The organism is Streptomyces tauricus (assembly GCF_014650955.1).
Lineage (GTDB): Bacteria > Actinomycetota > Actinomycetes > Streptomycetales > Streptomycetaceae > Streptomyces > Streptomyces tauricus.
This window is the reverse complement of record NZ_BMVY01000016.1, coordinates 137,582-164,442: the sequence shown is the minus strand read 5'-3', so window position 1 is coordinate 164,442 and position 26,861 is coordinate 137,582. Positions and strand designations below refer to the sequence as shown.

The following is a 26,861-nucleotide window of genomic DNA, read 5'->3' as shown; positions in this document are numbered from 1 at the left end:
GCGCGGGGCTGTGACATCGGCGGGGCCCGCCGTGGCGCCGCGTGCGCCCGGCCCCCGGTAAGCGCCCCGTACAGATTCCGTGGAGATTACGGAACCGAAACTTACGGAAGAGTAAGGATTCTGTCCCGCCCTCCCCCCTTGTGGCCGGATTTCAGGGGTTGACCAGTGCGTACGTCACCCCCGCACCCGCTTCACAGCCCCTCCCGCACCGGCGTTACGTGGGGTAGCTTTCACCGCCTGCGGAGCACCACAAGGAGCGGGGATTGAGCGAGTTCACCAACCCTCCCCTGGCGTCGGCACCGCCGGTGGGCGGCCTGGCCGATGCCGTCTTCGAGTATGCCCAGGAGGACCCTCTCTACATCGCGCTGGGCCGCAAGGACGAGCACGGCAGGTGGCGGGACGTGACGTCCGCCGAGTTCCGCGACGAGGTCCTCGCGCTCGCCAAGGGCCTGCTGGCCCACGGCATCCGCTTCGGCGACCGCGTCGCGATCATGTCCCGTACGCGCTACGAGTGGACCCTCTTCGACTACGCGCTGTGGTCGATCGGCGCGCAGGTCGTCCCGATCTACCCCACCTCGTCGGCCGAGCAGGTCTTCTGGATGCTGCACGACGCCCAGGTGTCGGCGGCCATGGTGGAGCACGAGGACCACGCGATGACCGTCGCCACGGTCATCGACCGGCTGCCGACGCTGCACAAGCTGTGGCAGCTCGACGCGGGCGCCGTGCAGGAGCTGTACGAGGCCGGCGGCCACATCGACGACGAGGTGGTGCACCGGCACCGGCGCGCGGTCACCCCGGAGTCGACGGCGACGATCATCTACACGTCCGGTACCACCGGCCGCCCCAAGGGCTGCGTCCTGTCGCACGCCAACTTCATGTTCGAGACGGACACGGCGATCGGCCGCTGGGAGCCGCTCTTCCACTCCAAGCGCGGCGACGAGGCGGCCACCCTGCTGTTCCTGCCGCTCGCGCACGTCTTCGGGCGGATGGTGCAGGTCGCCGCGGTCCGGGGGAAGGTCAAGTTCGGCCATCAGCCGCAGCTCAACGCGGCGGCCCTGCTGCCGGACCTGGCCGCGTTCCAGCCGACGTTCTTCCTGGCGGTGCCGTACATCTTCGAGAAGGTCTTCAACGCGGCCCGCCGCAAGGCCGAGAAGGAGGGCAAGGGCGGTCCGTTCGAGAAGGCCGTCGAGGTCGCGGTGCGGTACGCGGACGCCGTGGAGGCCAAGGCGTGGGACATCGGCCCGGGCCCCTCGGCGGCCCTGCGGATGCAGCACCAGCTCTTCGACAAACTCGTCTACTCCAAGATCCGTCACGCGATGGGCGGACGCGTACGGCACGCGATGTCCGGCGGCTCCGCGATGGACCGCCGTCTCGGCCTGTTCTTCGCGGGCGCCGGTGTGCAGATCTACGAGGGGTACGGGCTCACCGAGTCCACGGCCGCGGCGACCGCCAACCCGCCCGAGCGCACCCGGTACGGGACCGTCGGCCAGCCCATCCCCGGCACGACCGTGCACATCGCGGACGACGGCGAGATCTGGCTGCGCGGCGACAACGTCTTCCAGGGCTACCTCAACGACCCGAAGGCCACCGACGCGGCCCTGCACGACGGCTGGCTGGCCACCGGTGACATCGGGGCCCTCGACGAGGACGGCTACCTCACCATCACCGGGCGCAAGAAGGAGATCCTGGTGACCTCCGGCGGCAAGAGCGTCTCGCCGGGCGTCCTGGAGGAACGCGTGCGCGACCATCCGCTGGTCGCGCAGTGCATCGTCGTCGGCAACGACCGGCCGTACATCGCGGCGCTCGTCACGCTCGACGGGGAGGCCGTCGACCACTGGCTGCAGATGCGGGGCAAGGCCCCGCTCGCCCCGGCCCAGCTGGTACGGGACCCCGACCTGGAGACCGAGGTGCGGCGGGCCGTGGTGGCCGCGAACACCCTGGTGTCCCAGGCCGAGTCGATCCGCACGTTCCGGATACTGGCCCACCAGTTCACCGAGGAACACGGCCTGCTGACCCCGTCCCTGAAACTGAAGCGCAAGGCGATCGAGAACGCGTACGCGACGGAGGTGGAGGCCCTGTACCGCGCGTAGCGCCCCGTCAGGGACGCGGGGAACCGCGCGACGGGGCCCCACCGGGCCCGCGCCTTCCCGGCAACCTGACGCCTCGTCACATACTGCCGCGCCACATATTGACGCCCCGTCAGATCCCACGGATTATTTCGGTCCGACGGAGGGGGGCCGACCGTGCCGCGAATGACCCGGACCATCGCCACCGTGGTGGCGGCGACCGCGATGCTCCTCACCGCCGCCTGCAACTCGGCGTCCTCCGGCGGAACTTCGAACGCCGAGGACTCCGTACGCGGGGTCACGGACACCACGGTCAAGGTGGGTGGCATCGTCTCGATGACCACCGCGAGCGGCTACTCGAAGAAGGACACCGACCTCGGCGCGAAGGCCCGTTTCGACCGCGCCAACGCGGAAGGCGGCCTGCACGGACGGAAGATCGACTACCTCGGTGCCGAGGACGACGGCCAGGACCCGTCAAGGAACCTCGCGGCGGCCCGCGAACTCGTCCAGCGGGACAAGGTGTTCGCGATAGCGCCGATGAGTTCGACGACGTTCTCCGGCGCGGACTTCCTGCAGAAACAGCGCGTCCCCACCTTCGGCTGGGGCACGCTGCCGTCGTTCTGCGGACCGTCGTACATCTACGGCTTCGGCGGCTGCATGGTGCCGACTCCGGGCGGCACCATCTCGCAGACCTGGCCCGAGGGCCTCGAACAGGTGATGGGCGGCGCCGAGGGCCGTAGCGTGGCGATCCTCGCCAACGACAGCGATGCCGGGAAGTTCGGCATCCGCACCTACCGGCAGAGCTTCGAGTCGGCCGGGTTCGAGGTGACGTACGCGAAGCCGGCAGTACCCGCGGCGGCCGTGCCGAGCGACTGGTCGGCGTACACGAAGGAGATCCTGCGCAGCGACGGTGGCAAGGCGCCCGACGCGATCGTCTCCGTGATGCAGACCCCGTACAACATCGGGCTGTTCACGGCGGTGAAGCGGACGGGGTACCGCGGTGTGCTCACCGATCCGACCGACTACGACCCGGGGCTCCTGACCAAGAGCGCGACGCGCAAGGCGCTCGACGGGGTGCATGTGCTGACGTCGTTCCAGCCGTTCGAGCAGCGGAGTGCGGCGATGACGCGGTTCGGGGAGGACATCAGGAAGGCCGCGGGCAAGGATGTGCCGCTCAACATGCACATGATGACCGGCTATATGTCGGCCGATCTCTTCCTCGCCATCGCCGAGAAGGCCGGCAGGGACCTGACGGTGTCGTCGTTCCAGAAGGCCGCGGACGGGTTCGCGGACACCGGCACGCTGGTCGGCGACCGGGCCGAACGCAAGGGCCAGAAGGAGTCGTTCGGGTGCGGGGCCCTCGTCCAGCTCAAGGGCGGCACGTACGTGGTGTCGGCGCCCTTCAGGTGCTATCCGCCGATCCCCTTCAAGTAGACCGGGCGGACGAGACGCGACATGGCCGACCTTCTCGGATTCGTACTGAGCGGTCTGGTGTCGGGCGCGCTGTACGCACTGCTCGCGACCGGTCTCGTGCTCTCCTACTCGGCGTCGGGCCTGTTCAACTTCGCGCACGGCGCGACCGCCTACCTCTGCGCCCTCGCCTTCTACGAACTGCACTCCGGCTTCGGCTGGCCGGCCGTGCCGACGGCGGTGCTGCTGGTGTGCGTACTGGCGCCCGCGCTGGGCTGGGGCCTGGACAAGCTGATGTTCCGCAAGCTGGCGCGGGTCGGTGAGACGGCCCAGATCGTGGCCACCATCGGGCTGTTGGTGGCATTGCCCGCGCTGGGGCTGTGGACCGTGGAGCTGCTGGCGGACGCGGGCGCGTCCGTCGAACCGGCCGAGAACCAGTTCGGGCTGCCGGGGGTCGGTCCCAGCCCCGCGAAGTCCTGGCAGCCGGTCGACGGCGTGGGCGTCGACTCCGACCAGTTGATCATCTGGGCCGCGACGGCCGTGGTCGCCCTCGGTCTGTGGGTCCTGATGCGGCGCACCCCGCTGGGGCTGAAGCTCAGGGCGGCCGTCGACAACCGCTCGCTGGTGGAGCTGCGCGGGCTGAGCGCGGACCGGCTGTCGTCGATCGCGTGGATGCTGTCGTCGGGGCTCGCGGGCCTGGCGGGCGTACTGGCCACGCCGCTCCTCGGCCTGTCGGCGCACGACTTCACACTCTTCCTCTTCGTCTCGGCGACGGCGGCGGTGCTGGGCCGGTTCGTCTCCGTGCCGCTGGCGTTCGTGGGCGGGCTCGGGCTCGGGGTGCTGCAGAACCTGGTCGCCGGGTACGCGGATTTCGCGGAGCGGATCACCGGGTTCCGTACCGCCGTTCCTTTCCTCATCCTCTTCGCCGGGCTGCTGCTGTTGACGCGGCGCGGCCGTATCGCGGGCACGGCGGCGGTGGACCCGCCGCCGGTCGACTATCTGGCGGGGCGCTCCCGGCTGCGGCGGTGGGGGCCGTGGGCGGTGGCGGCCGTCCTGCTCGCGATCTCCTTCTACACGGTCACGACCCCGTTCTGGACCGGCCTTCTCGCCCAGGGACTGGCCCTGTCCCTCGTCTTCATGTCCTTCACGGTGGTGACAGGGCTCGGCGCGATGGTGTCGCTGGCGCAGGCGACCTTCGTGACGGGGGCGGCGCTGGTGGCGGGGCTGCTGCTGAGCCACGGCTGGCCGTTCGTGGCGGCGGCGGCCGTGGGCACGTGCGCGGCGGCGGTGCTCGGTGCGCTGGTGGCGCTGCCCGCGCTGCGGCTCGGTGGCCGCTCGCTCGCCCTCGCGACCCTCGCGCTGGCCTTCCTCGCCGACCAGGTCCTGTTCCAGATCGGCCCGCTGCGCAACGGCGACACGGGGTGGGCGGTTCCCCGGCCGGTCCTCGGCCCGGTGGACCTGGGCGACGACCGGGCGCTCGGGGTGGCGCTGACCGTACTGGTCGCCGCCGCGGTCGCCGCGCTGAGCGCGCTGCGGAACTCGCCGTCCGGCCGGGCCATGCTCGCGGTGCGCTCCGCGCCCGCGGCGGCGATGGCGTCCGGGGTGTCGGTCGTGCGCACCAAGCTGGTGCTGTTCACGCTGTCCGCCGGGCTCGCGGGGTTCGGCGGCGTCATGTACGCCTCGTACAACACCCGGGTCACCGCCACCGACTTCACCGCGATGACGGGCCTGATCTGGCTGGCGGTGGTCGTGGCGGCGGGCCTGCGGCGCCCGCAGTTCGCGGTGGTCGCGGGCCTGGTCTACGCCGTCGTACCGCACCTGATCGCGGAACACCTCACCGAATCGACCCACCTCCCGGTGATCCTCTTCGGCCTGGCAGGCCTGGCCCTGGCCAACGACCCGGACGGCTACTGCGCGGCAATCCCGGTTCGCTTGCACGGGCGCCGGCTGGCGGGGGCGGGGGTCGGCGCGGCGGCTTCCGAGGCTGCGAGGGCCGACGCGGGCGCGACCTCTGCGGCGGTGGCCGGTGCGGACTCCACCGGCACGGTGGCGTCCGACGCGGTCGCGGCTGGCGCGGGCTCGACCGGCGCCGCCCCGGGCAGCGCGGTGCCAGACGGCGCGGGCGCAAACAGCGTGGCCGCACGCGGCACGGTCAGCCCGGGCTCGGGCGACGCTGACTCGGCCGGCCCAAGCACGGCCGACGGAGGCACGGCCGACGGAGGCTCGGCCGACGCGGCCACAGCCGCCATGCCCGCCCGCGCCGGCACCGGCCGAGCCGTGGCCGGTGTGGGCGGTGGCCGGCAGGCGGACGTGACGGGCCGGGCCGGTGGGGAGGCGGTTGCCACAGCGTTGCGGTTGTCGCGGGTTCGGGCCGGTTACGGCGGGGCGGCCGTGCTGCACGGGGTGGATCTTGCCGTGCGGCCCGGTGAGATCCTCGCGTTGCTCGGCCCGAACGGGGCCGGGAAGTCGACGACGTGCCGCGTCGCCGCGGGCCTCGTGGCGCCGCTCGCCGGCCAGGTGTACGTGGCGGGCCGCGACGCCACGAGGGACGGTGCCGTACGCAGGTCACGAGCCGGAGTCGTCCTCGCGCCGGAGGGGCGGGGCATCTTCCCGGCCCTCACCATCGAGGAGAACCTCGCCCTGTACCTGCGAGGACGGGACGCGCGCGAAGCCGTGTACGAACGCTTCCCCGGCCTCGCCGGACGACGCGGCGTCCCCGCGGGCGCTCTCTCCGGAGGGGAGCAGCAGATGCTCGCCCTCGCCCCGCTCCTCCAGCGCCCCCCGAAGGTCCTGATCGCCGACGAACCCTCCCTCGGCCTCGCACCCCGTGTCGTCGAGGAGGTCTTCCGCCTCCTCACCGAGCTCCGCGGCCACGGGACGGCCCTGCTCCTCGTGGAGGAGAAGGCCACCGAGGTGCTGAAGGTCGCGGACACGGTCGCCTACCTGGCGCAGGGCCGTGTGTCCTGGTGCGGCCCGCGCGCGGCCGTGGAGGCGGACCGGCTGACGGAGGCGTATCTGGGCCTGGCGTCCGCGGGCGAGGGAGTGGCCCGCCCATGACGTCCACGAACGACGCCTCCCCCCAGCCCGTCCTGCGCGCCGACCGCGTCGGCGTCCGCTTCGGCGGCGTGCAAGCACTCGACGACGTGAGCCTGTCCCTGCGCCCCGGCGAGATCTGCGGGCTCATCGGCCCCAACGGCGCCGGAAAGACCACCCTCTTCGACGTGCTGTCCGGCATCCGCCGCCCCGACGAGGGCCGTGTCCGTCTCGAAGGGACGGACGTCACCCGCCGCTCCCCCGTCTGGCGCGCCCGCCACGGACTGCGCCGCACGTTCCAGCGCCAGCAACTGTTCGGGCAGCTCACGGTGGCCGACAACCTGGTGGTGGCGCAGGAGTGGCACGGTGGCGGAGGCGGACTCGCGGCCGATCTGCTGGGGGCGCCGGCCCGGCGTACGTACGAGAGGGAACGCCGGGCCAGGGCCGCCGAGGTCCTGCGCGCCTGTGGGCTCGACGGCCTCGGCGACGTCTACGCCGCCGCCCTCCCGGTGGGCCGCGCCCGCATGGTCGAACTGGCCCGCGCCGTCGCGGACCCGCCCCGGGTCCTGCTGCTGGACGAACCCGCCGCCGGGACGACGGCCGAGGAGAGCCGCCAACTGGCTTCCGTCGTAGGCCGGTTGTCCGAACAGGAGGGCTGCGCGGTCCTCCTCGTGGAGCACGACGTCGCCTTCGTCATGGAGGTGTCCACCCGGATCGTCGTACTCGACCTGGGCCGCGTACTCGCCGAGGGCACCCCCGCCGAGATCCATGCCGACCACCGGGTGAGGGAGGCGTACCTGGGCACGGCCGCAGGGTGACGACCCCTTCCGCGGGGTGACTGGCCACGCGAAGCGGTCACCTCCCCCCGCATGACCGCACGGTCAGGTTCTCGCGGAGATCGGATGCCGCCCGCCCCGGCCGGCCCGCCGAACGCGCTCAATGGTTCGGACCTGTCTCAGCGGGTACTTTCCGGCCAATCTCCCATTCGACCGGCGAACCCACCGGACAGGAATGCACGACAGCCCGTGATCGTTGACGATGGAGTACCACCCGACGACGTAAGGATCGAAAGCTCGTGAGCAAGGTCCCCCCGATCACCCTGAACAACGGCGTCGAGATGCCCCAGCTGGGCTTCGGTGTCTGGCAGGTGCCGGACGACGAGGCCGAGCGAGCCGTCTCCACCGCGCTGGAAGCCGGGTACCGCAGCATCGACACCGCCGCGATCTACGGCAACGAGGCGGGCACCGGCAAGGGCCTCGCCTCCTCCGGCATCGCCCGCGAGGACCTCTTCGTCACCACCAAGCTCTGGAACGCCGAGCAGGGCTACGACTCGACGCTGCGCGCCTTCGACGAGTCCCTGGAGAAGCTGGGTCTCGACTACGTCGACCTGTACCTCATCCACTGGCCGATGCCGGACCGGGGCACGTACGTCGACACGTACAAGGCCTTCGAGAAGCTGCACGCGGACGGTCGCGCCAAGTCCATCGGTGTCTCCAACTTCCACCCGGAGTACCTGGAGAAGCTGCTCGACGCGACGTCCGTCGTTCCGGCCGTCAACCAGGTCGAGCTGCACCCGCACCTCCAGCAGAGCGCGCTCCGTGAGTTCCACGCGGAGCACGGCATCGCGACCGAGGCCTGGTCCCCGCTCGGCCAGGGCAAGGGCCTCCTGGAAGTCCCCGCCATCGTGGCCATCGCCCGCAAGCACGACCGTACGCCCGCCCAGGTCGTCCTGCGCTGGCACCTCCAGCTGGGCAACGTGGTGATCCCCAAGTCCGTGACCCCGTCGCGGATCAAGGAGAACATCGACGTCTTCGGCTTCACGCTCGACGCCGAGGACATCGCCGCGATCAGCGCCCTCGACGAGGGCCGCCGCCTGGGTTCCGACCCGGCGACGGTCAACGACTGATCTGCCGCACCAGCTCATGACGTGCCTCATGAGGTGGCTCATGACGTGAGGAAGCCGCCGCCCGTACCACCCGGGCGGCGGCTTCCTCACGTTCGGCCCGGTCAGACCGGCTGGCCGGTCGGTCGTACGACCACCGTGTTGACGTCGACCCCGGCCGGCTGCCGGATCGCCCAGACGACCGACTCCGCGAGCTGGTCCGAGGTGAGCAGCTGCCCGGGCGACAGGCTGCCGTAGCTGTCCCAGAACGGGGTCTCCACCCGTCCCGGCGAGATCAGCGTCACTCCCACGCCGTACTCGGTGACCTGCCGCCGGGTGTTCTCGGCGAGGCCGGTCACGGCCCACTTCGTCGCCCCGTAGATGTTGCCGGGGGTGTGGACGTGCCCCGCCACGCTGCCGATGAGCACGATCCGGCCGCGGGTCTCCTTGAGCCGGTCCATCGACGCGCGGACGAGCAGCGCGGGTCCGAGCACATTGGTCAGCACCATGTCCCGCCAGCCGGCCGGGTCACCCTCCGCGACGGTGTCGTGCGTGGCGTACCCGGCGTTGGCGACGACGGTGTCGAGCCGTCCGAACTTCGTCACCGTCGCCTCGACCGCGGCCCGCACGTGGCCGTAGTCGGCCGCGTCCCCCTGGAGGGTCAACAGGCCCTCGGGCTTGCCGAGTTGCTCCGCGAACCCGCGCAACCGCTCCTCCCCGCGGCCGGTCACGGTCACCCGGTGCCCGGCGTCGAGCAGTTGCCGGGCCACCGCGGCCCCGATCCCGCTGCCGCCGCCGGTGATGAGCGCGACCGGTGAGTCAGTCATGTGTTCCCCCAAGTCAGGTGCCGCCAGGCCGTGTTCCGTGTTCCGTGTTGCGTGTTCGACGGAGTGCCCGGAGTCCATCACTTGGAGCGCACTCGATGTCAACACCCGGCCAGGCAGGGGGAGTTGCCAAGGAGAGTTACGGCTTCACCCCGACGTACACCGTCAGTGCCGTGAGCACGAAGACGTCCGGACGGTGGTACACGCTCGCCTTGTCCTCCGGGTCGAGGAGGCGGTCCAGGGTGGCGCGGTCGTCGGCGTCCAGGTGCTCGCCCAGTCCGTCGCGGCGGTGGCCGAGAGCGGTGGCGACGAACGCGCGGGCCTCGTCGGAGACCGGGGCGGGGAGGTCGAGCAGGAACGTGCGGGTCGCGGTGTGGCGCAGGCCGACCGCGGTGAGCAGCGCCGGCCAGTCCTCGACGTCCTCGACGACGGCGCCGGGCAGCTCGGCCCGCATGCGGGCGAACCACTCCTGCTCGACGGCGTCGATCCAGGCGTGCAGTCCGGGCCGGCCGATGCCGAAGTCACGCGGGAGGTAGCGCGGGGCCAGCCCGCCCTCCAGCAGTGCGAGGGTGCCGCCCGGCGCGAGCCGGTCGGCGAAGCCGGCGAGGGCGCCCCGCTGGTCGCCGACGTGGTGCAGGGACCGGCTCGCCCAGAGGAGGTCGGCCGGGTACTCCAGGTCGCCGAGCCCGTCGCCCAGCTCGGCCCGCAGGGTGCCGAAGCGGTCGGCGATGCCCCGCTCGGCGGCGCGTTCGCGGGCCCGTTCCAGGAGGGGATCCGCCCCGTCCACGGCGATGACCCGGGCGCCGGGGAAGGTGTCGGCGAGCAGACAGGAGATGACTCCGGGGCCGCTGCCCGCGTCCACGACCAGCTCGGGATCGGGCCGCATCTCCCGCAGCCAGCTCGCCGCCTGTGTGTAGAGCGGCGAGTACAGCTCGGCCTCCTGCTCCAGCATGGGAAGCATCTCGGCGAAGTCGACATGGGTGTGGCTGTGACCGTTGCCGTCGTGGTGTTCGTGACCGTGCGCCATGGCTGCGAGCCTCTCGTTCGGGTATCCCCAGCCTGCGCCACCTCTCCCGGAAACAGCCACTCACCTTGCCGAAACGGCAACAGTTCCCCGAGCCCCATAAGGGGCGCGGGGAACGGCGCGATCTTTGAATCTGTCAGGTGACCGAGCGAAAAGCGCAGGTCACAGAGCGGGATACGCGTTCTTCATGAGCTCCTGGAACTGCGCGGAGAACCAGTGCCCGGACAGCGGCGCGTTCGGCAGCGCCCCGGACATGTTGTTGTTGTTCCGCGGGTTACCGGTGTACGTGGGGTCGCACATCCGGTCGAAGCCCTTGCCCTCGTCGTTGGGGATGGCGGTGCTCGACCCGTCCGACTCGCCCGGCGGCTTCATCCACACGTACGCGTCGATCCCGGCCGCCGGCGCCGCCTGCGGCCGCTCGCCGAGGCCCGCGCCCGACTGGTTGCACCAGTTGCCGAGGTGGATGCGCCGGTCGTACCGGCCTCCGTCGACGTACGTGTCCACGGTGGTCGTCGCCCCGGGTCCGGTGGGCCGTGCCGTGCCGCCCCAGCCGTTGCGGGAGGTGTCGATCAGCATGCCGATCCCGGACGGGAAGCCGATCGAGACGAGCTGCGTGCGCATGGCCTGCGCGTAGGACTGCTCGTCGACGTACCGGTTCCAGTCGATCCACTTCGACGTACGGACCGACGCGCCGTTCACGGTGTCGTTGACCGTGAAGTGGTCCTCCTTCGTGGCGCTGTAGTTCGCCGTGTTCACGATGAAGCCGTGCACGTCGGCGACGGTCGCACCCTCGGCGGAGGCGGCCTCCTTGAAGAGCGCGGCCGACGGCGCGAAGTTGTCGTCCCAGCCGAGCCAGCCGTGGTGTCCGGCGTCCACGTAGTTGTAGACGTTGGGCGCGTCACCGAGCTTGTTCAGCGCGTAGCCGACGCCCTTGACGTAGTTGCCGTTCGCCTTCATCGTGTCGCAGTTGGCGGTGGCGGTGGCACGCGGCGAGACGTTCGTGACGAGGTTCGGCAGCGAGTCGATCTCGACCGTGGTCACGATGCGCAGACCCGCGTACTTGGTGTCCTTGAGGATCGCCGCTATCGGGTCGATGTACTGGGTCTTGTACTTGTCGATCTCCGTCGGGCCCAGTTCGCCGTTGGACGCCAGGGCGGCGCAGTCACGGCCGGGCAGGTTGTAGATGACCAGCTGGACGACGAGTTCGTCCGAGCCCTTCTGCGCCAGTGCCGCGTCCAGGTGGGCGCGCAGCCCCATGCCGCCGTTCACCCCGTTGATCGCGGCGATCCGGTCGAGCCACACACCGGTCGGCTGGTTGGCGATGCGGCTGCCGCCGGTCTCGGCCGTGGCCTTGGCCTTCCACTCCGGGTTCACGTACACCTTGGCACCCGCGTACGGGTTGTCCACCCGGCTGCCCGTGCCCGGGTCGGTCGGGTCGGTGGGGTCCGTGCCGCCGTCGTCGACATTGCAGGTAACGCCGTCGAGGGTGAAGGCGGTGGGCAGCGCGTTGGTGCCGCTGTAGGTGCCGTTGAAGCCGAAGCTGACCGAACCGCCGGTGGAGAGCGTCCCGTTGTAGCTCTCGTTGGCGGCGGTGACCGCGGTGCCGCTCTGGCTGAGCTTGGCGTTCCAGCCGCTGGTGACCTTCTGGTTCCCGGCGTACGACCACTTCACGGCCCAACTGGACTTGGCCGCGCTGTTGTTGGTGACCGTCACCGCGGTGGTGAAGCCGGTGTCCCACTGGTTCTGCACCTTGTACTCCACGGTGCAGGGGACGGCGGCCGCGCCGACGTCCGGGGGTATCGCCGCGACGGCGGCGCCCGCGGTGCCGGCGACCAGCGCCAGCGCCGCGAGAAGTGCAGTTCTGGTACGGCTCATGTGCGGGGTGTCCTATTCGTCGAGGGCGCGCACAGGCTCACGCGACCCGATGCCGAACGACGTGGAAGTGCCGTCGTGAGGGGAGAGCAGGTCCGCCCGGGGACGCGGTCCCGGTGGTGCCGGGTCCGGACCGGGCCGGCAAATGCTCATGCCGAAGCACGTCGAAGCACGTCACGACGCGGCCGATGAAGGAGTGCGTTGGCGCCGACCACTGAAAAAGGTGAACGCGGGGGTGACACATGAGCGACTCCTTGCAGCTCGGTCGCGCCGTGACCGACGCGTCGACTGATGGAACCGCTCCCACTGGTGCGGACGAAGGTAGCGCCAAGTGTTGGTAAACGACAGAGGAGTTGCACTCTTGATCTATCGAATCATTTCGACTCTTCAAGCACCTTGACCCCCTGCACCCCTCTCTCCAATATGGGAGCGCTCCCACTGGTTCAAGGCTTGTTGCTCCTCCCCCTCATCTCCGAGCCGCAAGGAGAGGAACCAGAACATGGCACCCAGACGCAGACGCCGTGCGCGGCGGATGTGGACAGCCGTGGTGGCGGCCCTCGCCCTCCCGCTGACCATGCTCACGACCGGTACAACTCCTGCACAGGCGGCGGCTGTTCAGTGCAGCGTCGACTACAGAACGAATGACTGGGGCTCCGGTTTCACCGCCGAGCTCACCCTCACCAACCGCGGCACGGAGGCCATCAGCGGCTGGACCCTGACCTACGGCTACACCGGCAACCAGCAGCTCAGCAGCGGCTGGAGCGGCACCTGGTCGCAGTCCGGGAAGACGGTCACCGCGACGAACGCGTCCTGGAACGGGACCATCGCGGCCGGGGCGGCCGTCACGACCGGCGCCCAGTTCACATACAGCGGCACCAACGCCGCGCCCACCTCCTTCGCGATCAACGGCACGACCTGCGCCGGTGCCCATCAGCCGCCGATCACCGTGCTGACCAGCCCCGCGGCGGGCGCCGTCTACTCGCAGGGCTCGGCGGTCCCGCTCGCCGCGACCGCCGCGGCGGCGGACGGCGCGACGATCAGCAAGGTCGAGTTCTACGACGACACGACCCTGCTGGGCACGGACACCACTTCGCCCTACTCGCTCTCGACCTCCAGCTTGACCGTGGGCAGTCATTCGCTGCTGGCCAAGGCGTACGACAGCCTGGGCGCCTCGGCGGAGTCCACCCCGGTCGGCATCACGGTCGCCTCGGGTCCCGCCGTGGTGGTCTCACCGACCCAACTCGGCGTCCAGCAGGGCAAGACGGGCACGTACGACGTCAAGCTCTCCACCCAGCCGTCGGCGAACGTGACCGTGACGACCGCTCGCGCGAGCGGCAACACGGGGCTGTCCGTCACCGGCGGGGCGTCCCTGACCTTCACCCCCTCGAACTGGTCCACGGCCCAGAAGGTGACCGTCACGGCCAATGCCACGGGCACCGGTTCGGCCGTCTTCGACTCGACGGCCACCGGGCACGCCAAGGCCTCGGTGACCGTCACCCAGCTCGCCGCGTCGAAGGAGTACGACGCCCGCTTCCTGGACCTCTACGGGAAGATCACCAACCCGGCGAACGGCTACTTCTCGCCGGAGGGCATCCCGTACCACTCGGTGGAGACACTGATCGTCGAGGCGCCCGACCACGGGCATGAGACGACGTCGGAGGCGTACAGCTATCTGCTGTGGCTGCAGGCCATGTACGGCAAGGTCACGGGCGACTGGACCAAGTTCAACGGGGCCTGGGACATCATGGAGAAGTTCATGATCCCCACGCACGCCGACCAGCCGACCAACTCGTTCTACAACGCCTCGAAGCCGGCCACGTACGCACCCGAGCTGGACACGCCGAACGAGTACCCGGCGCAGCTCGACTCGGGGATCTCCGTCGGCCCCGACCCGATCGCGGCCGAACTGAAGAGCGCGTACGGCACGGACGACGTGTACGGCATGCACTGGCTGCAGGACGTGGACAACGTCTACGGATACGGCAACTCGCCGGGCAAGTGCGAGGCGGGCCCGTCCGACACAGGCCCCTCCTACATCAACACCTTCCAGCGCGGTGCGCAGGAGTCGGTGTGGGAGACGGTGCCGCAGCCGACCTGCGACGCCTTCAAGTACGGCGGCACGAACGGGTACTTGGACCTGTTCACCAAGGACGCCTCGTACGCCAGGCAGTGGAAGTTCACCAACGCCCCCGACGCCGACGCGCGTGCCGTGCAGGCCGCGTACTGGGCGGACATCTGGGCCGAGGCACAGGGCAAGGGCGCGGACGTGTCCGCGACCGTCGGCAAGGCGGCGAAGATGGGTGACTATCTCCGCTACTCGATGTACGACAAGTACTTCAAGAAGATCGGCAACTGTGTCGGTCCTTCGACGTGTCCGGCGGGCACCGGCAAGGACGCCTCGCACTACCTGCTGAACTGGTACTACGCGTGGGGCGGCGCCACCGACACCTCGGCTGGCTGGGCCTGGCGCATCGGCTCCAGCCACACCCACGGCGGCTACCAGAACCCCCTCGCGGCCTACGCGCTCAGCTCGTACGCCGACCTGAAGCCCAAGTCGGCGACGGGGCAGGCGGACTGGGCCAAGTCCCTCGGCCGGCAGCTGGAGTTCTACCGGTGGCTGCAGTCCAGTGAGGGAGCCATCGCGGGCGGCGCCACCAACAGCTGGCAGGGCCGCTACGCGACACCGCCCTCCGGGACGCCGACCTTCTACGGCATGTTCTACGACGAGAAGCCCGTCTACCACGACCCGCCGTCCAACCAGTGGTTCGGCTTCCAGGCGTGGTCCATGGAGCGGGTCGCCGAGTACTACCAGCAGACCGGGAACGCGGACGCCAAGGTCGTCCTCGACAAGTGGGTCGACTGGGCGCTGGACCACACCACGGTCAACCCGGACGGCTCCTTCCGGATCCCGAGCACGCTCCAGTGGTCCGGCAAGCCGGACACCTGGAACGCGTCGAGTCCCGGCGCCAACACGGGACTTCACGTCACCGTCGCCGACTACACGAACGACGTGGGCGTGGCGGCTGCGTACGCCAAGACCCTGACGTACTACGCCGACCGGTCCGGTGACACCGAGGCGGGCACCACGGCGAAGGCGCTGCTCGACGGCATGTGGGCGAACAACCAGGACGCGCTGGGTGTGGCCGTCCCGGAGACGCGCGCCGACTACAACCGGTTCGACGACGCCGTGTACGTGCCGAGCGGGTGGAGCGGCACCATGCCGAACGGGGACGCGATCAACTCGTCGTCGACGTTCGACTCGATCCGGTCGTTCTACGAGGACGACCCGGCCTGGTCGAAGATCGAGGCGTATCTGGCCGGTGGGGCCGCGCCGTCCTTCACATATCACCGGTTCTGGGCCCAGGCGGATATCGCCCTCGCCATGGGCTCTTACGCGGAGCTTCTCGAATAGCCCCCGCGGGGCGCTCCGCGGGTTCTCCGTGAGGAGGCCGGTGCGGAGGCTGCGGGCCTGATGTGGCTGGTCGCGCAGTTCCCCGCGCCCCTAGGGGGCGCGGGGCGCCCAGAGCTTCGCGTGACACCGGGCCGGACGGTCCCCGACCGCACCAGGGGCCGTCCGGCCCGCGTGCCTCCCCGGTCCCCGCCCCACACACAAGTCGCCATCCCCCCACGCCAGTCCTCGTCCCCCCACGCAAGGAGAGGGTCGTTGTGCGAAGAACCTTCGTCCTGACCGCTGTGCTCGGGCTCGCTGCCGGGCTGCTCGCCGGGACGCCCGGCGCGCTGGCCGCGCAGCCCGTCGAGAAGGGCCCGGCGGTGTCCCTCGCCGCCGACACGTACACCTGGAAGAACGCGCGCATCGACGGGGGTGGCTTCGTCCCCGGCATCGTCTTCAACCGGTCCGAGAAGAACCTCGCGTACGCCCGCACCGACATCGGCGGCGCCTACCGCTGGCAGGAGGCGTCGAAGAGCTGGACGCCGCTGCTCGACTCGGTCGGCTGGGACCGGTGGGGGCACACCGGCGTCGTGAGCCTCGCCTCCGACTCCGTGGCGCCCAGCAAGGTGTACGCCGCCGTCGGCACGTACACGAACAGCTGGGACCCCGGCAACGGGGCCGTGCTCAGGTCCTCGGACCGGGGTGCGACCTGGCTGAAGGCCGATCTGCCGTTCAAGCTGGGCGGGAACATGCCCGGGCGCGGGATGGGCGAGCGGCTCGCGGTCGACCCGCACAGGAACAGCGTGCTGTATCTGGGCGCGCCGAGCGGCAAGGGTCTGTGGCGGTCCACGGACTCGGGGGCCTCCTGGTCGCAGGTGACCAGCTTCCCCAACGTCGGGAACTACGTGCAGGATCCGTCCGACACCAGCGGGTACGCCTCCGACAACCAGGGCATCGCCTGGGTCACCTTCGACGAGTCGAGCAGCACGGGCACCGATGCCACGAAGACCATCTACGTGGGGGTCGCCGACAAGGACAACGCCGTCTACCGGTCCACCGACGCGGGTGTCACCTGGTCGCGGCTGGCCGGGCAGCCCACCGGATATCTGGCCCACAAGGGTGTGCTGGACGCGGTGAACGGCTACCTGTATCTCGCGTACAGCGACAAGGGCGGGCCGTACGACGGTGGCAAGGGCCGGCTGTGGCGGTACACGACGGCGACCGGTGCCTGGACGGACATCAGTCCGGTCGCGGAGGCCGACACCTACTACGGCTTCAGCGGGCTGACCGTCGACCGGCAGAAGCCGGGCACGGTGATGGCGACCGCGTACAGCTCCTGGTGGCCGGACACGCAGATCTTCCGCTCCACCGACAGCGGCGGCACCTGGACGAAGGCCTGGGACTACACCTCGTACCCCAACCGCTCGAACCGCTACACCATGGACGTGTCGTCCTCACCCTGGCTGACCTGGGGCGCCAATCCGTCGCCGCCCGAGCAGACGCCCAAACTCGGCTGGATGACCGAGGCGTTGGAGATCGACCCGTTCAACTCGGCCCGGATGATGTACGGGACGGGCGCGACGATCTACGGGACCGAGAACCTGGGCCAGTGGGACAGCGGCGGCCAGTTCACCATCAGGCCGATGGTGCAGGGACTGGAGGAGACGGCCGTGAACGACCTGGCCGCTCCCCCGTCCGGTGGCGCCCGACTCCTCAGCGCTCTGGGTGACATCGGCGGCTTCCGGCACACGGACCTCACCAAGGTCCCGTCGATGATGTTCACCTCGCCCAACTTCACCAGCACGACGAGCCTCGACTTTGCGGAGTCCGACCCGGGCATCGTGGTGCGGGCCGGGAATCTCGACTCGGGTCCGCACGTGGCGTTCTCGACGGACAACGGCGCCAACTGGTTCGCGGGCACCGACCCTTCGGGGGTGAGCGGCGGCGGCACGGTCGCGGCGGCCTCCGACGGAAGCCGGTTCGTGTGGAGCCCGGAGGGTGCGGGCGTGCACCACGCGACCGGGTTCGGTACGTCGTGGTCGGCGTCCAGCGGCATCCCGGCCGGCGCGATCGTGGAGTCCGACCGGTCCGACCCGAAGACGTTCTACGGCTTCAAGTCCGGGAAGTTCTACGTCAGTTCGGACGGCGGCGCGACCTTCACCGCCTCGGCGGCGACCGGACTGCCGAGCGGCGACAGCGTACGGTTCAAGGCGCTGCCCGGGACGAAGGGTGACGTCTGGCTGGCGGGCGGCGCGAGCGACGGGGCGTACGGGCTGTGGCACTCCACGGACTCCGGCGCCACCTTCACCAAGCTGTCGAACGTCGAGCAGGCCGACACGATCGGCTTCGGCAAGGCGGCGACCGGCGCCTCGTACCAGACGCTCTACACGAGCGCGAAGATCGGCGGTGTACGCGGCATCTTCCGTTCCACGGACAAGGGCGCGACCTGGACCCGTATCAACGACGACGCCCATCAGTGGGGCTGGACGGGCGCGGCCATCACCGGCGACCCGCGTGTCTACGGGCGGGTGTACGTGTCGACGAACGGGCGCGGGGTGATCTACGGCGACTCGTCCGACGCGGGCGGCGGGGAGGGCGGCGGCGGCACGGATCCGACGCCGACCGGCGCCTGCGCGGTCACGTACAAGATCACCAACCAGTGGTCGGGCGGCTTCCAGGCGGACGTCCAGCTGGCCAACACCGGCACGAGTGCCTGGGCCGGCTGGTCCCTCGGCTGGTCCTTCGCCGACGGGCAGAGCGTCACTCAGGCATGGAATGCGGAACACACCCAATCCGGAGCGGCGGTCACAACGAAGAACGTGAGCTGGAACGCGAACGTCGCGGCCGGTTCGTCCGTGGGTTTCGGCTTCACGGGCAGCTGGTCGGGAGCGAACACCAAGCCGACGGCGTTCAAGCTCGGTGACCAGTCCTGCTCGGTGACCTGACACCCGGGCCGGACGAACGGGAGGGCGCGGACCCGAGGGGGTCCGCGCCCTCCTTGTACGCTCCGGGGTCTGTGCCGTTCGGCCACCCGCGGAACCGGGCGCCCTCGCCGGGAACAGCGGGTCCGGCCGAAGGCGTTGCATCGACCGAGGCACCGGCGTGGCTCGCCGTCGCCTCCCACCAGGACATATGTACGCAAGGGGACCTTTTCATGACTGACCGGCCTTTGACCCTCATGGCAGTGCACGCCCACCCCGACGACGAGGCCACGGGTACCGGCGGGATCCTGGCGCGATATGCGGCGGAAGGAATCCGCACGGTGCTCGTGACCTGTACCGACGGCGGTTGCGGGGACGGGCCGGGGGGTGTCAAGCCGGGCGATCCCGGGCACGATCCGGCGGCGGTCGTCTCGATGCGCCGGCGGGAACTCCAGGAGAGCTGTGAGGTCCTGAAGATCAGCGATCTGGAGACGCTGGACTACGCCGATTCCGGAATGATGGGCTGGGCGAGCAACGACGCCCCCGGAGCCTTCTGGCAGACCCCCGTCCAGGAGGGCGCCGCCCGGCTCGCGGACCTCATGCGGCACTATCAGCCCGATGTGGTCGTCACCTACGACGAGAACGGCTTCTACGGCCACCCCGACCACATCCAGGCCCACCGCATCACGATGGCGGCGCTGGAGATGACCGAGCTGACACCCAAGGTGTACTGGACCACGATGCCCCGCTCGGTCATGCAGCGGTTCGGTGAGTTCATGCGCGAGGTCAATCCGGACATGCCGGAGCCGGATCCCGCCGAGGTCGCCGCGATGGCCAAGATCGGCCTGCCCGACGACGAGATCTCCACCTGGGTGGACACCACCGCTTTCAGTGGTCAGAAGTTCGACGCGCTGGCCGCGCACGCCAGTCAGGGCGAGAACATCTTCTTCCTCAAGATGGGCAAGGAGAGGTTCGGCGAGCTGATGGGCATGGAGACCTTCTCGCGCGTCCGGGACACCACCGGCGCGGCCCTGCCCGAGAACGATCTCTTCGCCGGACTGCGCTGATCACCGAGGGAGGGGCGGCCGTCCCGCGGACTCGGACGGCCGCCTCTCTCTCGCCTCCGCAACCCGTTTCAGCAGGTCACGGGGTGTAGATCGTCGGACGCGGTGCCGTCGGCATCCCGTTGCCGATGAAGAAGCTGGGGTGCGGGGGCTGGTTGTAGGCGGTGTTCTGCCAGGCGATGCCGGTGCGGTACATCGTGTCGTGGAGCAGGGTCGTGATCTTCGTGGTGGTCTCGGTCGGGGTCGAGTAGATCCGCAGGGCCGTGTTGTCGCCGGTCGCCCAGACGACCTCCTCGCGCCAGTCGCCGAAGAGGTCGCCCGAGAGCGCCGGCGTCGCCTTGGTGCCGTTGTTGGAGTGGACGGAAGCGCCGGTCAGCAAGCGGGTGTCGGACGAGGTGCCGTACTTGTCGATGTGGGTGCCGTCGAGGAGTTCGCGGGTGGTGTCCCCGTCCCACCAGGACAGGAAGTTGACGGAGGACGGTTCTCGGCCCTTGGTGGCGCCCGCCTCGTCGCGGATGCTGGTGTCGGAGGCGGACCACACCTCGGCGCCGTCGTTGCCCGCGTAGATGTCCCCGGCCACTCCCCTGCCGTTGTCGCAGCAGGCGGCGAGCTGCCAGCGGATCGCGCCGCTCGCCGGGTTGATGTACAGCTCGGCGGGCTGGGAGGTGGACTCGGAGACCTTGAAGTATTCGAGGCCCGACGTTCCCGGGTCGAGGTCGCCCAGGTGCTGGGCGTCGCCGTGCCCGGTCCTCGTGGTCCACAGGCCGTTGCCGTTGTCGTCGACGGCCATCGCCCCGTAGACGATCTCGTCCTTGCCGTCGTTGTCGACGTCGCCCACGGACAGGCTGTGCGAGCCCTGGCCGTCGAAGCCCCTGCCGGTGTTGGTCGACGCGTTGGTGTCGAAGGTCCAGCGCCGGGTGAACGCCCCGTTCCGCCAGTCCCAGGCCGCGATGACCGAGCGCGTGTAGTAGCCGCGCGCCATGATGAGCGAGGGCCGGGCGCCGTCGAGGTAGGCGGTGCCCGCGAGGAACCGGTCCACGCGGTTGCCGTACGAGTCGCCCCACGACGAGACCGTGCCGCGCGCCGGGACGTAGTCGACCGTCCCCATCGCCCTGCCGGTCTGGCCGTTGAACATGGTCAGGTACTCGGGTCCGGTCAGGACGTAGCCGCTGGAGTTGCGGTGGTCGGCGGAGGAGCTGCCGATGACGGCGCCCGTTCCGTCGACCGTGGCGTCGGCGGTCTTCGCGGCCACCTCGGCCTTGCCGTCGCCGTCGTAGTCGTACACCTGGAACTGGGTGTAGTGCGCGCCCGAGCGGATGTTCCGGCCGAGGTCGATACGCCACAGCCGGGTGCCGTCGAGCTTGATGCCGTCGATGATGGTGTTGCCGGTGTAGCCGGACTGGGAGTTGTCCTTGGCGTTGGTGGGCTGCCACTTGAGGACGAAGTCGAGTGCGCCGTCGCCGTCGAGGTCGCCCACCGAGGCGTCGTTGGCCTCGTAGGTGTAGGCGCCCCCGTCAGGGGTGGTGCCACCGGCGGGCGGGCTGATGGGGACGTCCTTGTAGCCGGTGCGGAACTGGATCGCGTGCACGGAGTCGGCCTGCTCGACACCGCCCACGATCGCGCGGACCGTGTAGTCGGCCTGGGCGGGCCCCGCGGAGTGGAAGTAGTTCGTCGAGCCGGTGATCGGGGTGGAGTTGACCTTCGTACCGGCCCGGTAGACGTTGAACGAGACGTCGTTCGGGTCGGTGCCGAGCCAGCGCCAGCTGACCAGGTTGCCCGCGTCGGTGTGGACGCTGACGACACCCCGGTCGAGTTCCTCGGCCTGGCGGGCGGTCGCGGCCTGGGCCGGGCCGGCGGTGAGCGTGGTGAGCCCGGCGGCGGCGAGGGCGCCGGCGAGCACGGTGGAGAGGAGGAGACGGGTCCTGCCGCGTCTGCGATGCGGGTGCTGCACGGTGGGGTACCTCCCTGGGAGGGGGCAGACGGGTTCTGCTCCCTCAGTTGCCGCCCGGGGCAGGGGGGTTGCCGGGATTGGGTAAGCGCTCTCTATGCTGCGCCCGGCGCATAGACGCGGGCGAGTGCGGTGACCGTCGCCGCGATGCGTTCCCGCAGTTCGGCCGGTTCCAGCACCTCCACACCCGCGCCCAGGCGCAGGAACTCGGCGTGGGCGTGCTCGACGGACTCGATGGGTACGGTGGCCAGGGTCCAACCCACCTCGTCCGGCATGCCGTTGGCGCGCACGGCCTCACCCGCCGGGCCGGAGAGGTGCGTGCCGGGGGCGAGCCTGACCACCGCCTCCGCCCGGTGCAGACGGTCGTGGAAGTCCCGCTGGTACCCGGCCCAGTACCCGCCGAGGTCGAAGCCGTCCGGCCGGGTGAACTCCTCGCCGGACGCGCTCAGTTCGAGGATCTGGTCGACGCGGAACGTACGCGGTCCCGGGCCCGCGACGACGTACCAGCGGCCCGCCTTGAGGACCAGGCCGTACGGTTCCAGGCGGCGCCGTACGTCGGTCGGCGCGCGCCAGCGGCGGTACAGGACGTGCAGGACCTTACTGTTCCAGACCGCGTCGGCGACGGCCGGCAGGTACGGGGCCGCGCCGTCGCCGGCGTCCGCGTACCAGCCCGGCGCGTCCAGGTGGAAACGGCCGCTGACGCGGTCGGCGTGCTCGCGCAGCTCCCTCGGCAGGGCGGCCCGTACCTTGAGCTGGGCGGCGGCCAGCAGCGGGCCGAGCCCCAGCTCGGCGGCCGGGCCCGGCACCCCCGCGAGGAACAGGGCCTCGGCCTCGCCCGCGGTGAGGCCGGTCAGACGGGTGCGGTAGCCGTCGAGGAGCCGGTAGCCGCCCGCGTGACCCGCGTCGCCGTACAGCGGGACGCCGGCCTCGCTCAGTGCCTCGACGTCCCGGTAGACCGTGCGCACCGAGACCTCAAGCTCCTCGGCGAGCGCGGCGGCGGTCATCCGGCCCCTGGTCTGGAGCAGCAGGAGGATCGAGACGAGCCGGGCCGACTTCATCGCCCCAGAGTGCCAGGCTCCACTGACAGAGGATGTCAGTGGAGAGGACCTAGCTTCCTCCCATGGCACCTCTCACGACCTCCACGGCCCCTGCCGACCCCGCGAACTTCCACGAGAAACTGCTGACCGTGCCGCCGCCCATCGAGGTGGCGGGCCGGCGGATCAAGCGCTACCACGTCACGGCCGACCCGGCGGGCATCGCGCCCGACGTCGAGGAGGCGGCGTACGCGATGCTGCCGAAGCTGCTCCCGGAGCCGGACGGCACACCGCCCGCCACGTTCGTCGTGCTGCACCGGGGCGGCGACGACGGCGCCTACCTCAACGCGTACAGCTGGGTGTGGGACAACGTCCTGCACTTCGGGGCCGCCACGGCCGGCCAGCCCGTGCTGGGCTGCCCGGACCGCGTACCCACGCACTTCATCACCCTGGACCGGCCGTGGATCGGCTGTGTCTGGGAGCTGCCGCCGATCCTGCACGAGCGTGACGCCTGGGTGCGGCACATGCTGGCGCCCGACGCACCCGACCTCGACGCCTACCTGGCCGACTGCCTTCCCGAGGGCACGACGGGAGACCGCTGAGGAGCGCGCTTCACCCGTCGGCCGGCTCCTGTGGCGGTGGCCATGACTGAGGCTGGGGCTGTGGCTACGAGGGCGGCGGGGCCGGTTTCCGGAACGCGCGCAGTTTGAACTCCGGTTCCGGGCGCGGGACATGCTGGTCAGGTAACTGTTCGAGGCGGGACGCGAGCTGCTCGGTGAGCGGTTCGCCGGGCGGCAGCAGTGTGTACCAGCCGCGGCGCACGTCGGCCGCCGCCCGCAGCGGGGTCCGGCCCTGACCCCGGCCGCGGAAGCCCGCCCGTCCCGCCGGGAGCAGTGCGTGCCTGCCCGCGTACGAGGCCACGAGGTCGGCGCGGTCCCGGGCGGCGCGGCGGGGACGCGGTGCCATCACGGCGTCGATGTCGCTGCCCACGTCGTGCGAGGCCGCCTTGTCGACGGTCGTGACGAGGACGCCACCGGGGCGCAGCACCCGGGCCGCCTCGGCGACGACCCGTTCCGCGTCGTCGAGGAGGTGCAGCAGCCAGATCGCCGACACGGCGTCGAACGAGCCGTCGGGAAAGGGGAGTTGGCGGGCGTCGGCGAGTACGACACGGCCCGGCACCCGCTCGGCGGCCCTGCTCAGCATGCCGTACGCGGCGTCGGCGCCCGTCACGTCGAGACCGGCCGCGAGGAGGCGGCGGGTCACGGTGCCGGTGCCGCAGGCGACATCCAGGAGGGTGCCGGTGGCGTCGGGGAGCAGCCCGAGGACGGCGTCGGCGGCGGCCTCGGCACGGGCTTCGCCGCCCCGTAGCGCGTCGTAGCGCTCGGCCTCCTCGTCGTAGTCGAAGACCAGTGTGCTCACCGCGCGCCGTGCCCGCTGCTCAGCTCCTCCACCCGGCCGGCCAGCTCGAAGTCCTTCTCGGTGACGGCGCCGCCCACGCTGTGCGTGTTCACGGTGAGCAGGACGGTGTGGTGGCCGAGCGTGAGGTCGGAGTGGTGGTCCAGTTCCTCCTGCACCTGGGCGATGTGCACGACCAGGGCGGCCGCCGCGAAGTGCGAGGCCAGCCGGTAGGAGCGGGTGAGGCTGTCCCCGTCCAGGGACCAGCCGGGCAGTTCCGTGAGCCGGTCCTCGACGTCCTTCTGCGACAGCGGTTCAAGGGGCATGATCGCGCTCCTTCGATGGTGTCCGGATCTGCTCAGCGTGCCACAGTCCCGCTCTCCCGTCCCTGGTCAGGCGGGTCCCGGCAGGCGACGAAGGCGGCATTCGGCCTCATGGGCGCACATCGACCGGCGCGGGCGCATCGACTACGGTCGGGGCATGACCAGCGCCGCGTACACCTCCGGGTCCGTCAGCGTGTCCGCCGGTGCGCGGGGCAGTGCCCCCGCCGCCGACAAGGGAGTCGGTCCGCTGTTGCGCGGCTGGCGGGAGCAGCGCCGGGTGAGTCAGCTGGAGCTGGCGTTGCGGGCGGGGTCCTCGGCGCGGCACATCAGCTTCATCGAGACGGGCCGCTCCCGGCCGAGCGAGGAGATGGTGCTGCGGCTCGCCGAGCACCTGGACGTACCCGTGCGGGACCGCAACTCCCTGCTGCTGGCGGCCGGTTACGCGCCGCACTACCCGGAGACCCCGCTGGACGATCCGGCGCTGGACGCGCTGCGGGAGGGGGTGGAGCGGCTGATCCAGGGCTATGAGCCCTATCCGGCACTGGTCGTGGACGCCACGTACAACGTGGTGGCCGCCAACCGGGGCATCCTGATGCTGCTCGGCAGCGTCCCCGAGCACCTGCTCGAACCTCCGCTGAACGCGATGCGGCTGACACTCCACCCCGAGGGCCTGGCGCCCAGGATCCGCAATCTGCGCGAGTGGCGCGGCCATCTGCTGGCCCAGATGGAACGGGACATCGCCCTGCGCCGCTCACAGCCACTGCGCGCGCTGTACGAGGAGGTGGCCGCCTATCCGGCGCCGCCCGCCGCCCCGTCCGCGGCACCCGGTTCCCCCGCGGGGGACGCGGTGCTCGACGAGGAGCCGTCGGAACCGGTCCCCTACTTCGCGCTGCCGATGCTGATCGAGCACGACGGGCGGATGCTGTCCTTCATCTCGTCCATCTCCACGTTCAACACGCCGATGGACGTGACCGTCGCCGAGCTGGCCATCGAGACGCTGCTCCCGGCCGACCCGGCGACGGTGAAGTACCTTCACTCGCTGATGTCCTGACGGATCGTCATTTCTGTCGGCGGGCCCGCAGCGCCGCGTACTGCACGAGCGCGAACGCCGCCACGGTCAGCGCCTGCACCGGGATCCACACCGCTCCGGCGGTGCTCGGCGACAGCCACAGGGCGAGCGCGGCGAGACTCAGCGCCGCCCAGGCGAGGTTGACCTCGATGACGGCCCGTACGGGCAGGGCGGGCGGCGCAGGGCGCGAGGCCAGCAGGGCGACGGCCGCCGCGTACACCGTCAGGAGCAGGCCGAGGGCGAGCAGCAAACCCTGGTCGACGCCGAGCAGCCGGCCCAGCGGGCCGGAAGCGGCGAGGTAGGCGAGGCCGTTCGCGCCGGTCACCGCCGCGTCGAGGGCCAGGAAGCGGCGCAGCATCGTCTGCGGTTCGGTGGTGCGGGCGAGTACGGCGAGCTGGGCTGCGGACATGGCGGATCACCCTCCGTCGAGGTCGGTTCCGGCTGCGGGGCCCGGTTCCCGGACCGGAGTGCGCCGGCCCGGGAACCGGTACGACCACCATGCCGTGCGCCACGAGGGGCGGTCGATTACCCGGGACGTAATGCCGACACACCGGACCGAGTGAGGGGATCCGGTGAGGCTTTCGCGGGAACGTGGCACACTTCTCGCCATGTTCGGGGCTCGGGGAGGCGTGGCGTGAGTGAGAGGCGGCCTGCGCCGACCGTGGGGCAAGTGGTGCTGGGCCGACGGCTCCAGGAACTGCGCGAGGCGTCCGGCCTGAAGCGGGACGAGGCAGCGCGGATCCTGCGGGTGGCGCCCGCGACCGTCCGGCGGATGGAGATGGCCGAGGTCGCCCTGAAGATCCCGTACGTGCAGGTGCTCCTGTCGACGTACGGAGTGGGCGACGAGGAGACGGCGGGCTTCGTCCGGCTGGTGGAGGAGGCGAACGAACCCGGCTGGTGGCAGCGCTTCCACGACGTCCTGCCGGACTGGTTCAGCCTGTACGTGAGTCTGGAGGGCGCCGCCTCGATCATCCGGTCGTACGAGCCGCACTTCGTGCCGGGGCTGTTGCAGACCGAGGACTACGCCCGTGCCGTCCTGGAGGCGGGCACGGTCGGGCAGACGGGGACCGAGGAGATCGAACGCCATGTGTCCCTGCGGATGGCCCGGCAGAAACTGCTCACGGGGGAACGTCCGCCGCATCTGTGGGTGATCATGGAGGAAACGGTCCTGCAGCGGCCGGTCAGTATCCGCTCCGAGGTGATGGCGGACCAGCTGGACCATCTCCTGGCGGTCGTCGAGAACGACCACATCACGTTGCAGATCGCCGAGTTCTCGGCCGGGCCGCACCCGGGGACGTACGCGCCCTTCGTGCTGTTCCGGTTCGCGGAGCCGGAGTTGCCGGACATGGTGTACACGGAGTATCTGACCGGGGCGCTGTATCTGGACTCCCGCAAGGAGGTGGCCGCGCATCTGGAGGTGCTGGACCATATGGCCACGGGTGCGGCGTCCGCCCAGCGGACCAGGGAACTGATCCTGGAGCGCCGGGCGGATTTCTGAGCGGCTCCGTCCACGGGAGGGTTCGAGGGCTTGCGGTCGGTTGCCGGCTGACGGTTGCCGACGGCTGGGTGCGCGGTGCCCCGCGCACCCAGGGGGTGGGAGTGGGG

Annotated in this window: 19 protein-coding genes; 11 read left to right on the top strand and 8 right to left on the bottom strand. The window is 70.7% G+C overall.

Annotated features, from left to right (window positions below; all coding sequences use genetic code 11):
- Nucleotides 1–263: 263 nt before the first annotated feature.
- The 5 genes from IE278_RS24045 (at nt 264) to IE278_RS24020 (ending at nt 8,415) form a co-directional block, all read left to right on the top strand.
- Nucleotides 264–2,090, top strand: a complete 1,827-nt coding sequence (locus tag IE278_RS24045) for an AMP-dependent synthetase/ligase (RefSeq protein ID WP_189775325.1) — start codon at nt 264–266, stop codon at nt 2,088–2,090.
- Nucleotides 2,091–2,252: 162 nt separating this feature from the next.
- Nucleotides 2,253–3,500 carry an ABC transporter substrate-binding protein gene (locus IE278_RS24040; RefSeq protein WP_189775324.1) on the top strand — a complete coding sequence of 416 codons (1,248 nt, stop codon included), beginning with the start codon at nt 2,253–2,255 and terminating at the stop codon, nt 3,498–3,500.
- Nucleotides 3,501–3,521: 21 nt separating this feature from the next.
- Nucleotides 3,522–6,533 carry an ABC transporter permease subunit gene (locus tag IE278_RS42360; protein ID WP_246570554.1) on the top strand — a complete coding sequence of 1,004 codons (3,012 nt, stop codon included), beginning with the start codon at nt 3,522–3,524 and terminating at the stop codon, nt 6,531–6,533.
- On the top strand, nt 6,530–7,327 hold the full coding sequence (locus IE278_RS24025) for an ABC transporter ATP-binding protein (protein ID WP_189775323.1): 798 nt from the start codon (nt 6,530–6,532) through the stop codon (nt 7,325–7,327). Before IE278_RS42360 ends, IE278_RS24025 begins: the two co-directional genes overlap by 4 nt.
- Before the next feature lie 299 nt (nt 7,328–7,626).
- Nucleotides 7,627–8,415 carry an aldo/keto reductase gene (locus IE278_RS24020; RefSeq protein WP_189775350.1) on the top strand — a complete coding sequence of 263 codons (789 nt, stop codon included), beginning with the start codon at nt 7,627–7,629 and terminating at the stop codon, nt 8,413–8,415.
- Between the two features lie 101 nt (nt 8,416–8,516).
- On the opposite strand, the gene IE278_RS24015 is transcribed toward IE278_RS24020, so the two are convergent.
- The 3 genes from IE278_RS24015 to IE278_RS24005 form a co-directional block, all read right to left on the bottom strand.
- The gene (locus tag IE278_RS24015) at nt 8,517–9,218 is read right to left on the bottom strand and encodes an SDR family oxidoreductase (RefSeq protein WP_189775322.1); all 702 of its coding nucleotides are present in this window, start codon (nt 9,216–9,218) and stop codon (nt 8,517–8,519) included.
- Nucleotides 9,219–9,354: 136 nt separating this feature from the next.
- Nucleotides 9,355–10,242 carry a class I SAM-dependent methyltransferase gene (locus IE278_RS24010; protein ID WP_189775321.1) on the bottom strand — a complete coding sequence of 296 codons (888 nt, stop codon included), beginning with the start codon at nt 10,240–10,242 and terminating at the stop codon, nt 9,355–9,357.
- 159 nt (nt 10,243–10,401) lie between these two features.
- Nucleotides 10,402–12,114 (bottom strand): glycoside hydrolase family 6 protein, encoded by a 1,713-nt coding sequence (locus IE278_RS24005; protein WP_189775320.1) that lies wholly within the window; start codon nt 12,112–12,114, stop codon nt 10,402–10,404.
- 496 nt (nt 12,115–12,610) lie between these two features.
- On the opposite strand from IE278_RS24005, the gene IE278_RS24000 reads away from it, so the two are divergent.
- From IE278_RS24000 to IE278_RS23990, 3 genes are all read left to right on the top strand, one after another.
- The gene (locus IE278_RS24000) at nt 12,611–15,523 is read left to right on the top strand and encodes a glycoside hydrolase family 48 protein (protein WP_189775319.1); all 2,913 of its coding nucleotides are present in this window, start codon (nt 12,611–12,613) and stop codon (nt 15,521–15,523) included.
- Between the two features lie 254 nt (nt 15,524–15,777).
- Nucleotides 15,778–18,447, top strand: a complete 2,670-nt coding sequence (locus IE278_RS23995) for a cellulose binding domain-containing protein (RefSeq protein WP_189775318.1) — start codon at nt 15,778–15,780, stop codon at nt 18,445–18,447.
- A gap of 209 nt (nt 18,448–18,656) precedes the next feature.
- Complete coding sequence (locus IE278_RS23990) at nt 18,657–19,490, top strand: PIG-L family deacetylase (RefSeq protein ID WP_189775317.1); 834 nt, start codon at nt 18,657–18,659, stop codon at nt 19,488–19,490.
- 76 nt (nt 19,491–19,566) lie between these two features.
- On the opposite strand, the gene IE278_RS23985 is transcribed toward IE278_RS23990, so the two are convergent.
- Together IE278_RS23985 and IE278_RS23980 are read right to left on the bottom strand one after the other, a co-directional pair.
- Entirely contained in the window at nt 19,567–21,438 is a 1,872-nt protein-coding gene (locus IE278_RS23985; RefSeq protein ID WP_189775316.1) for a rhamnogalacturonan lyase, read from the bottom strand.
- 92 nt (nt 21,439–21,530) lie between these two features.
- Entirely contained in the window at nt 21,531–22,493 is a 963-nt protein-coding gene (locus IE278_RS23980; RefSeq protein WP_189775315.1) for a helix-turn-helix transcriptional regulator, read from the bottom strand.
- 62 nt (nt 22,494–22,555) lie between these two features.
- Between IE278_RS23980 and IE278_RS23975 the strand changes: the two genes are divergently transcribed.
- Nucleotides 22,556–23,071 (top strand): hypothetical protein, encoded by a 516-nt coding sequence (locus tag IE278_RS23975; protein WP_189775314.1) that lies wholly within the window; start codon nt 22,556–22,558, stop codon nt 23,069–23,071.
- Between the two features lie 64 nt (nt 23,072–23,135).
- Here IE278_RS23975 and IE278_RS23970 read toward each other — a convergent pair whose 3' ends face one another.
- Complete coding sequence (locus IE278_RS23970) at nt 23,136–23,888, bottom strand: class I SAM-dependent methyltransferase (protein WP_246570553.1); 753 nt, start codon at nt 23,886–23,888, stop codon at nt 23,136–23,138.
- On the bottom strand, nt 23,885–24,190 hold the full coding sequence (locus tag IE278_RS23965) for a 4a-hydroxytetrahydrobiopterin dehydratase (protein ID WP_189775313.1): 306 nt from the start codon (nt 24,188–24,190) through the stop codon (nt 23,885–23,887). Before IE278_RS23965 ends, IE278_RS23970 begins: the two co-directional genes overlap by 4 nt.
- Nucleotides 24,191–24,344: 154 nt before the next feature.
- Here IE278_RS23965 and IE278_RS23960 point away from each other — a divergent pair, with 154 nt between their 5' ends.
- Nucleotides 24,345–25,238, top strand: a complete 894-nt coding sequence (locus tag IE278_RS23960) for a helix-turn-helix domain-containing protein (RefSeq protein WP_189775312.1) — start codon at nt 24,345–24,347, stop codon at nt 25,236–25,238.
- 7 nt (nt 25,239–25,245) lie between these two features.
- On the opposite strand, the gene IE278_RS23955 is transcribed toward IE278_RS23960, so the two are convergent.
- On the bottom strand, nt 25,246–25,665 hold the full coding sequence (locus IE278_RS23955) for a hypothetical protein (protein WP_189775311.1): 420 nt from the start codon (nt 25,663–25,665) through the stop codon (nt 25,246–25,248).
- 225 nt (nt 25,666–25,890) lie between these two features.
- Between IE278_RS23955 and IE278_RS23950 the strand changes: the two genes are divergently transcribed.
- Nucleotides 25,891–26,754 carry a Sco1979 family transcriptional regulator gene (locus IE278_RS23950; RefSeq protein ID WP_189775310.1) on the top strand — a complete coding sequence of 288 codons (864 nt, stop codon included), beginning with the start codon at nt 25,891–25,893 and terminating at the stop codon, nt 26,752–26,754.
- Nucleotides 26,755–26,861 lie beyond the last annotated feature (107 nt).

Bases quoted from the DNA above. Each gene is read 5' to 3' on its own strand.
- IE278_RS23990 (WP_189775317.1), top strand. From the start codon at position 18,657: ATGACTGACCGGCCTTTGACCCTCATGGCAGTGCACGCCCACCCCGAC.
- IE278_RS24000 (WP_189775319.1), top strand. From the start codon at position 12,611: ATGGCACCCAGACGCAGACGCCGTGCGCGGCGGATGTGGACAGCCGTG.
- IE278_RS23975 (WP_189775314.1), top strand. From the start codon at position 22,556: ATGGCACCTCTCACGACCTCCACGGCCCCTGCCGACCCCGCGAACTTC.
- IE278_RS24010 (WP_189775321.1), bottom strand. From the start codon at position 10,242: ATGGCGCACGGTCACGAACACCACGACGGCAACGGTCACAGCCACACC.
- IE278_RS24015 (WP_189775322.1), bottom strand. From the start codon at position 9,218: ATGACTGACTCACCGGTCGCGCTCATCACCGGCGGCGGCAGCGGGATC.
- IE278_RS24025 (WP_189775323.1), top strand. From the start codon at position 6,530: ATGACGTCCACGAACGACGCCTCCCCCCAGCCCGTCCTGCGCGCCGAC.
- IE278_RS24040 (WP_189775324.1), top strand. From the start codon at position 2,253: ATGACCCGGACCATCGCCACCGTGGTGGCGGCGACCGCGATGCTCCTC.
- IE278_RS23960 (WP_189775312.1), top strand. From the start codon at position 24,345: ATGACCAGCGCCGCGTACACCTCCGGGTCCGTCAGCGTGTCCGCCGGT.
- IE278_RS23980 (WP_189775315.1), bottom strand. From the start codon at position 22,493: ATGAAGTCGGCCCGGCTCGTCTCGATCCTCCTGCTGCTCCAGACCAGG.
- IE278_RS23965 (WP_189775313.1), bottom strand. From the start codon at position 24,190: ATGCCCCTTGAACCGCTGTCGCAGAAGGACGTCGAGGACCGGCTCACG.
- IE278_RS24005 (WP_189775320.1), bottom strand. From the start codon at position 12,114: ATGAGCCGTACCAGAACTGCACTTCTCGCGGCGCTGGCGCTGGTCGCC.
- IE278_RS42360 (WP_246570554.1), top strand. From the start codon at position 3,522: ATGGCCGACCTTCTCGGATTCGTACTGAGCGGTCTGGTGTCGGGCGCG.
- IE278_RS23955 (WP_189775311.1), bottom strand. From the start codon at position 25,665: ATGTCCGCAGCCCAGCTCGCCGTACTCGCCCGCACCACCGAACCGCAG.
- IE278_RS24020 (WP_189775350.1), top strand. From the start codon at position 7,627: ATGCCCCAGCTGGGCTTCGGTGTCTGGCAGGTGCCGGACGACGAGGCC.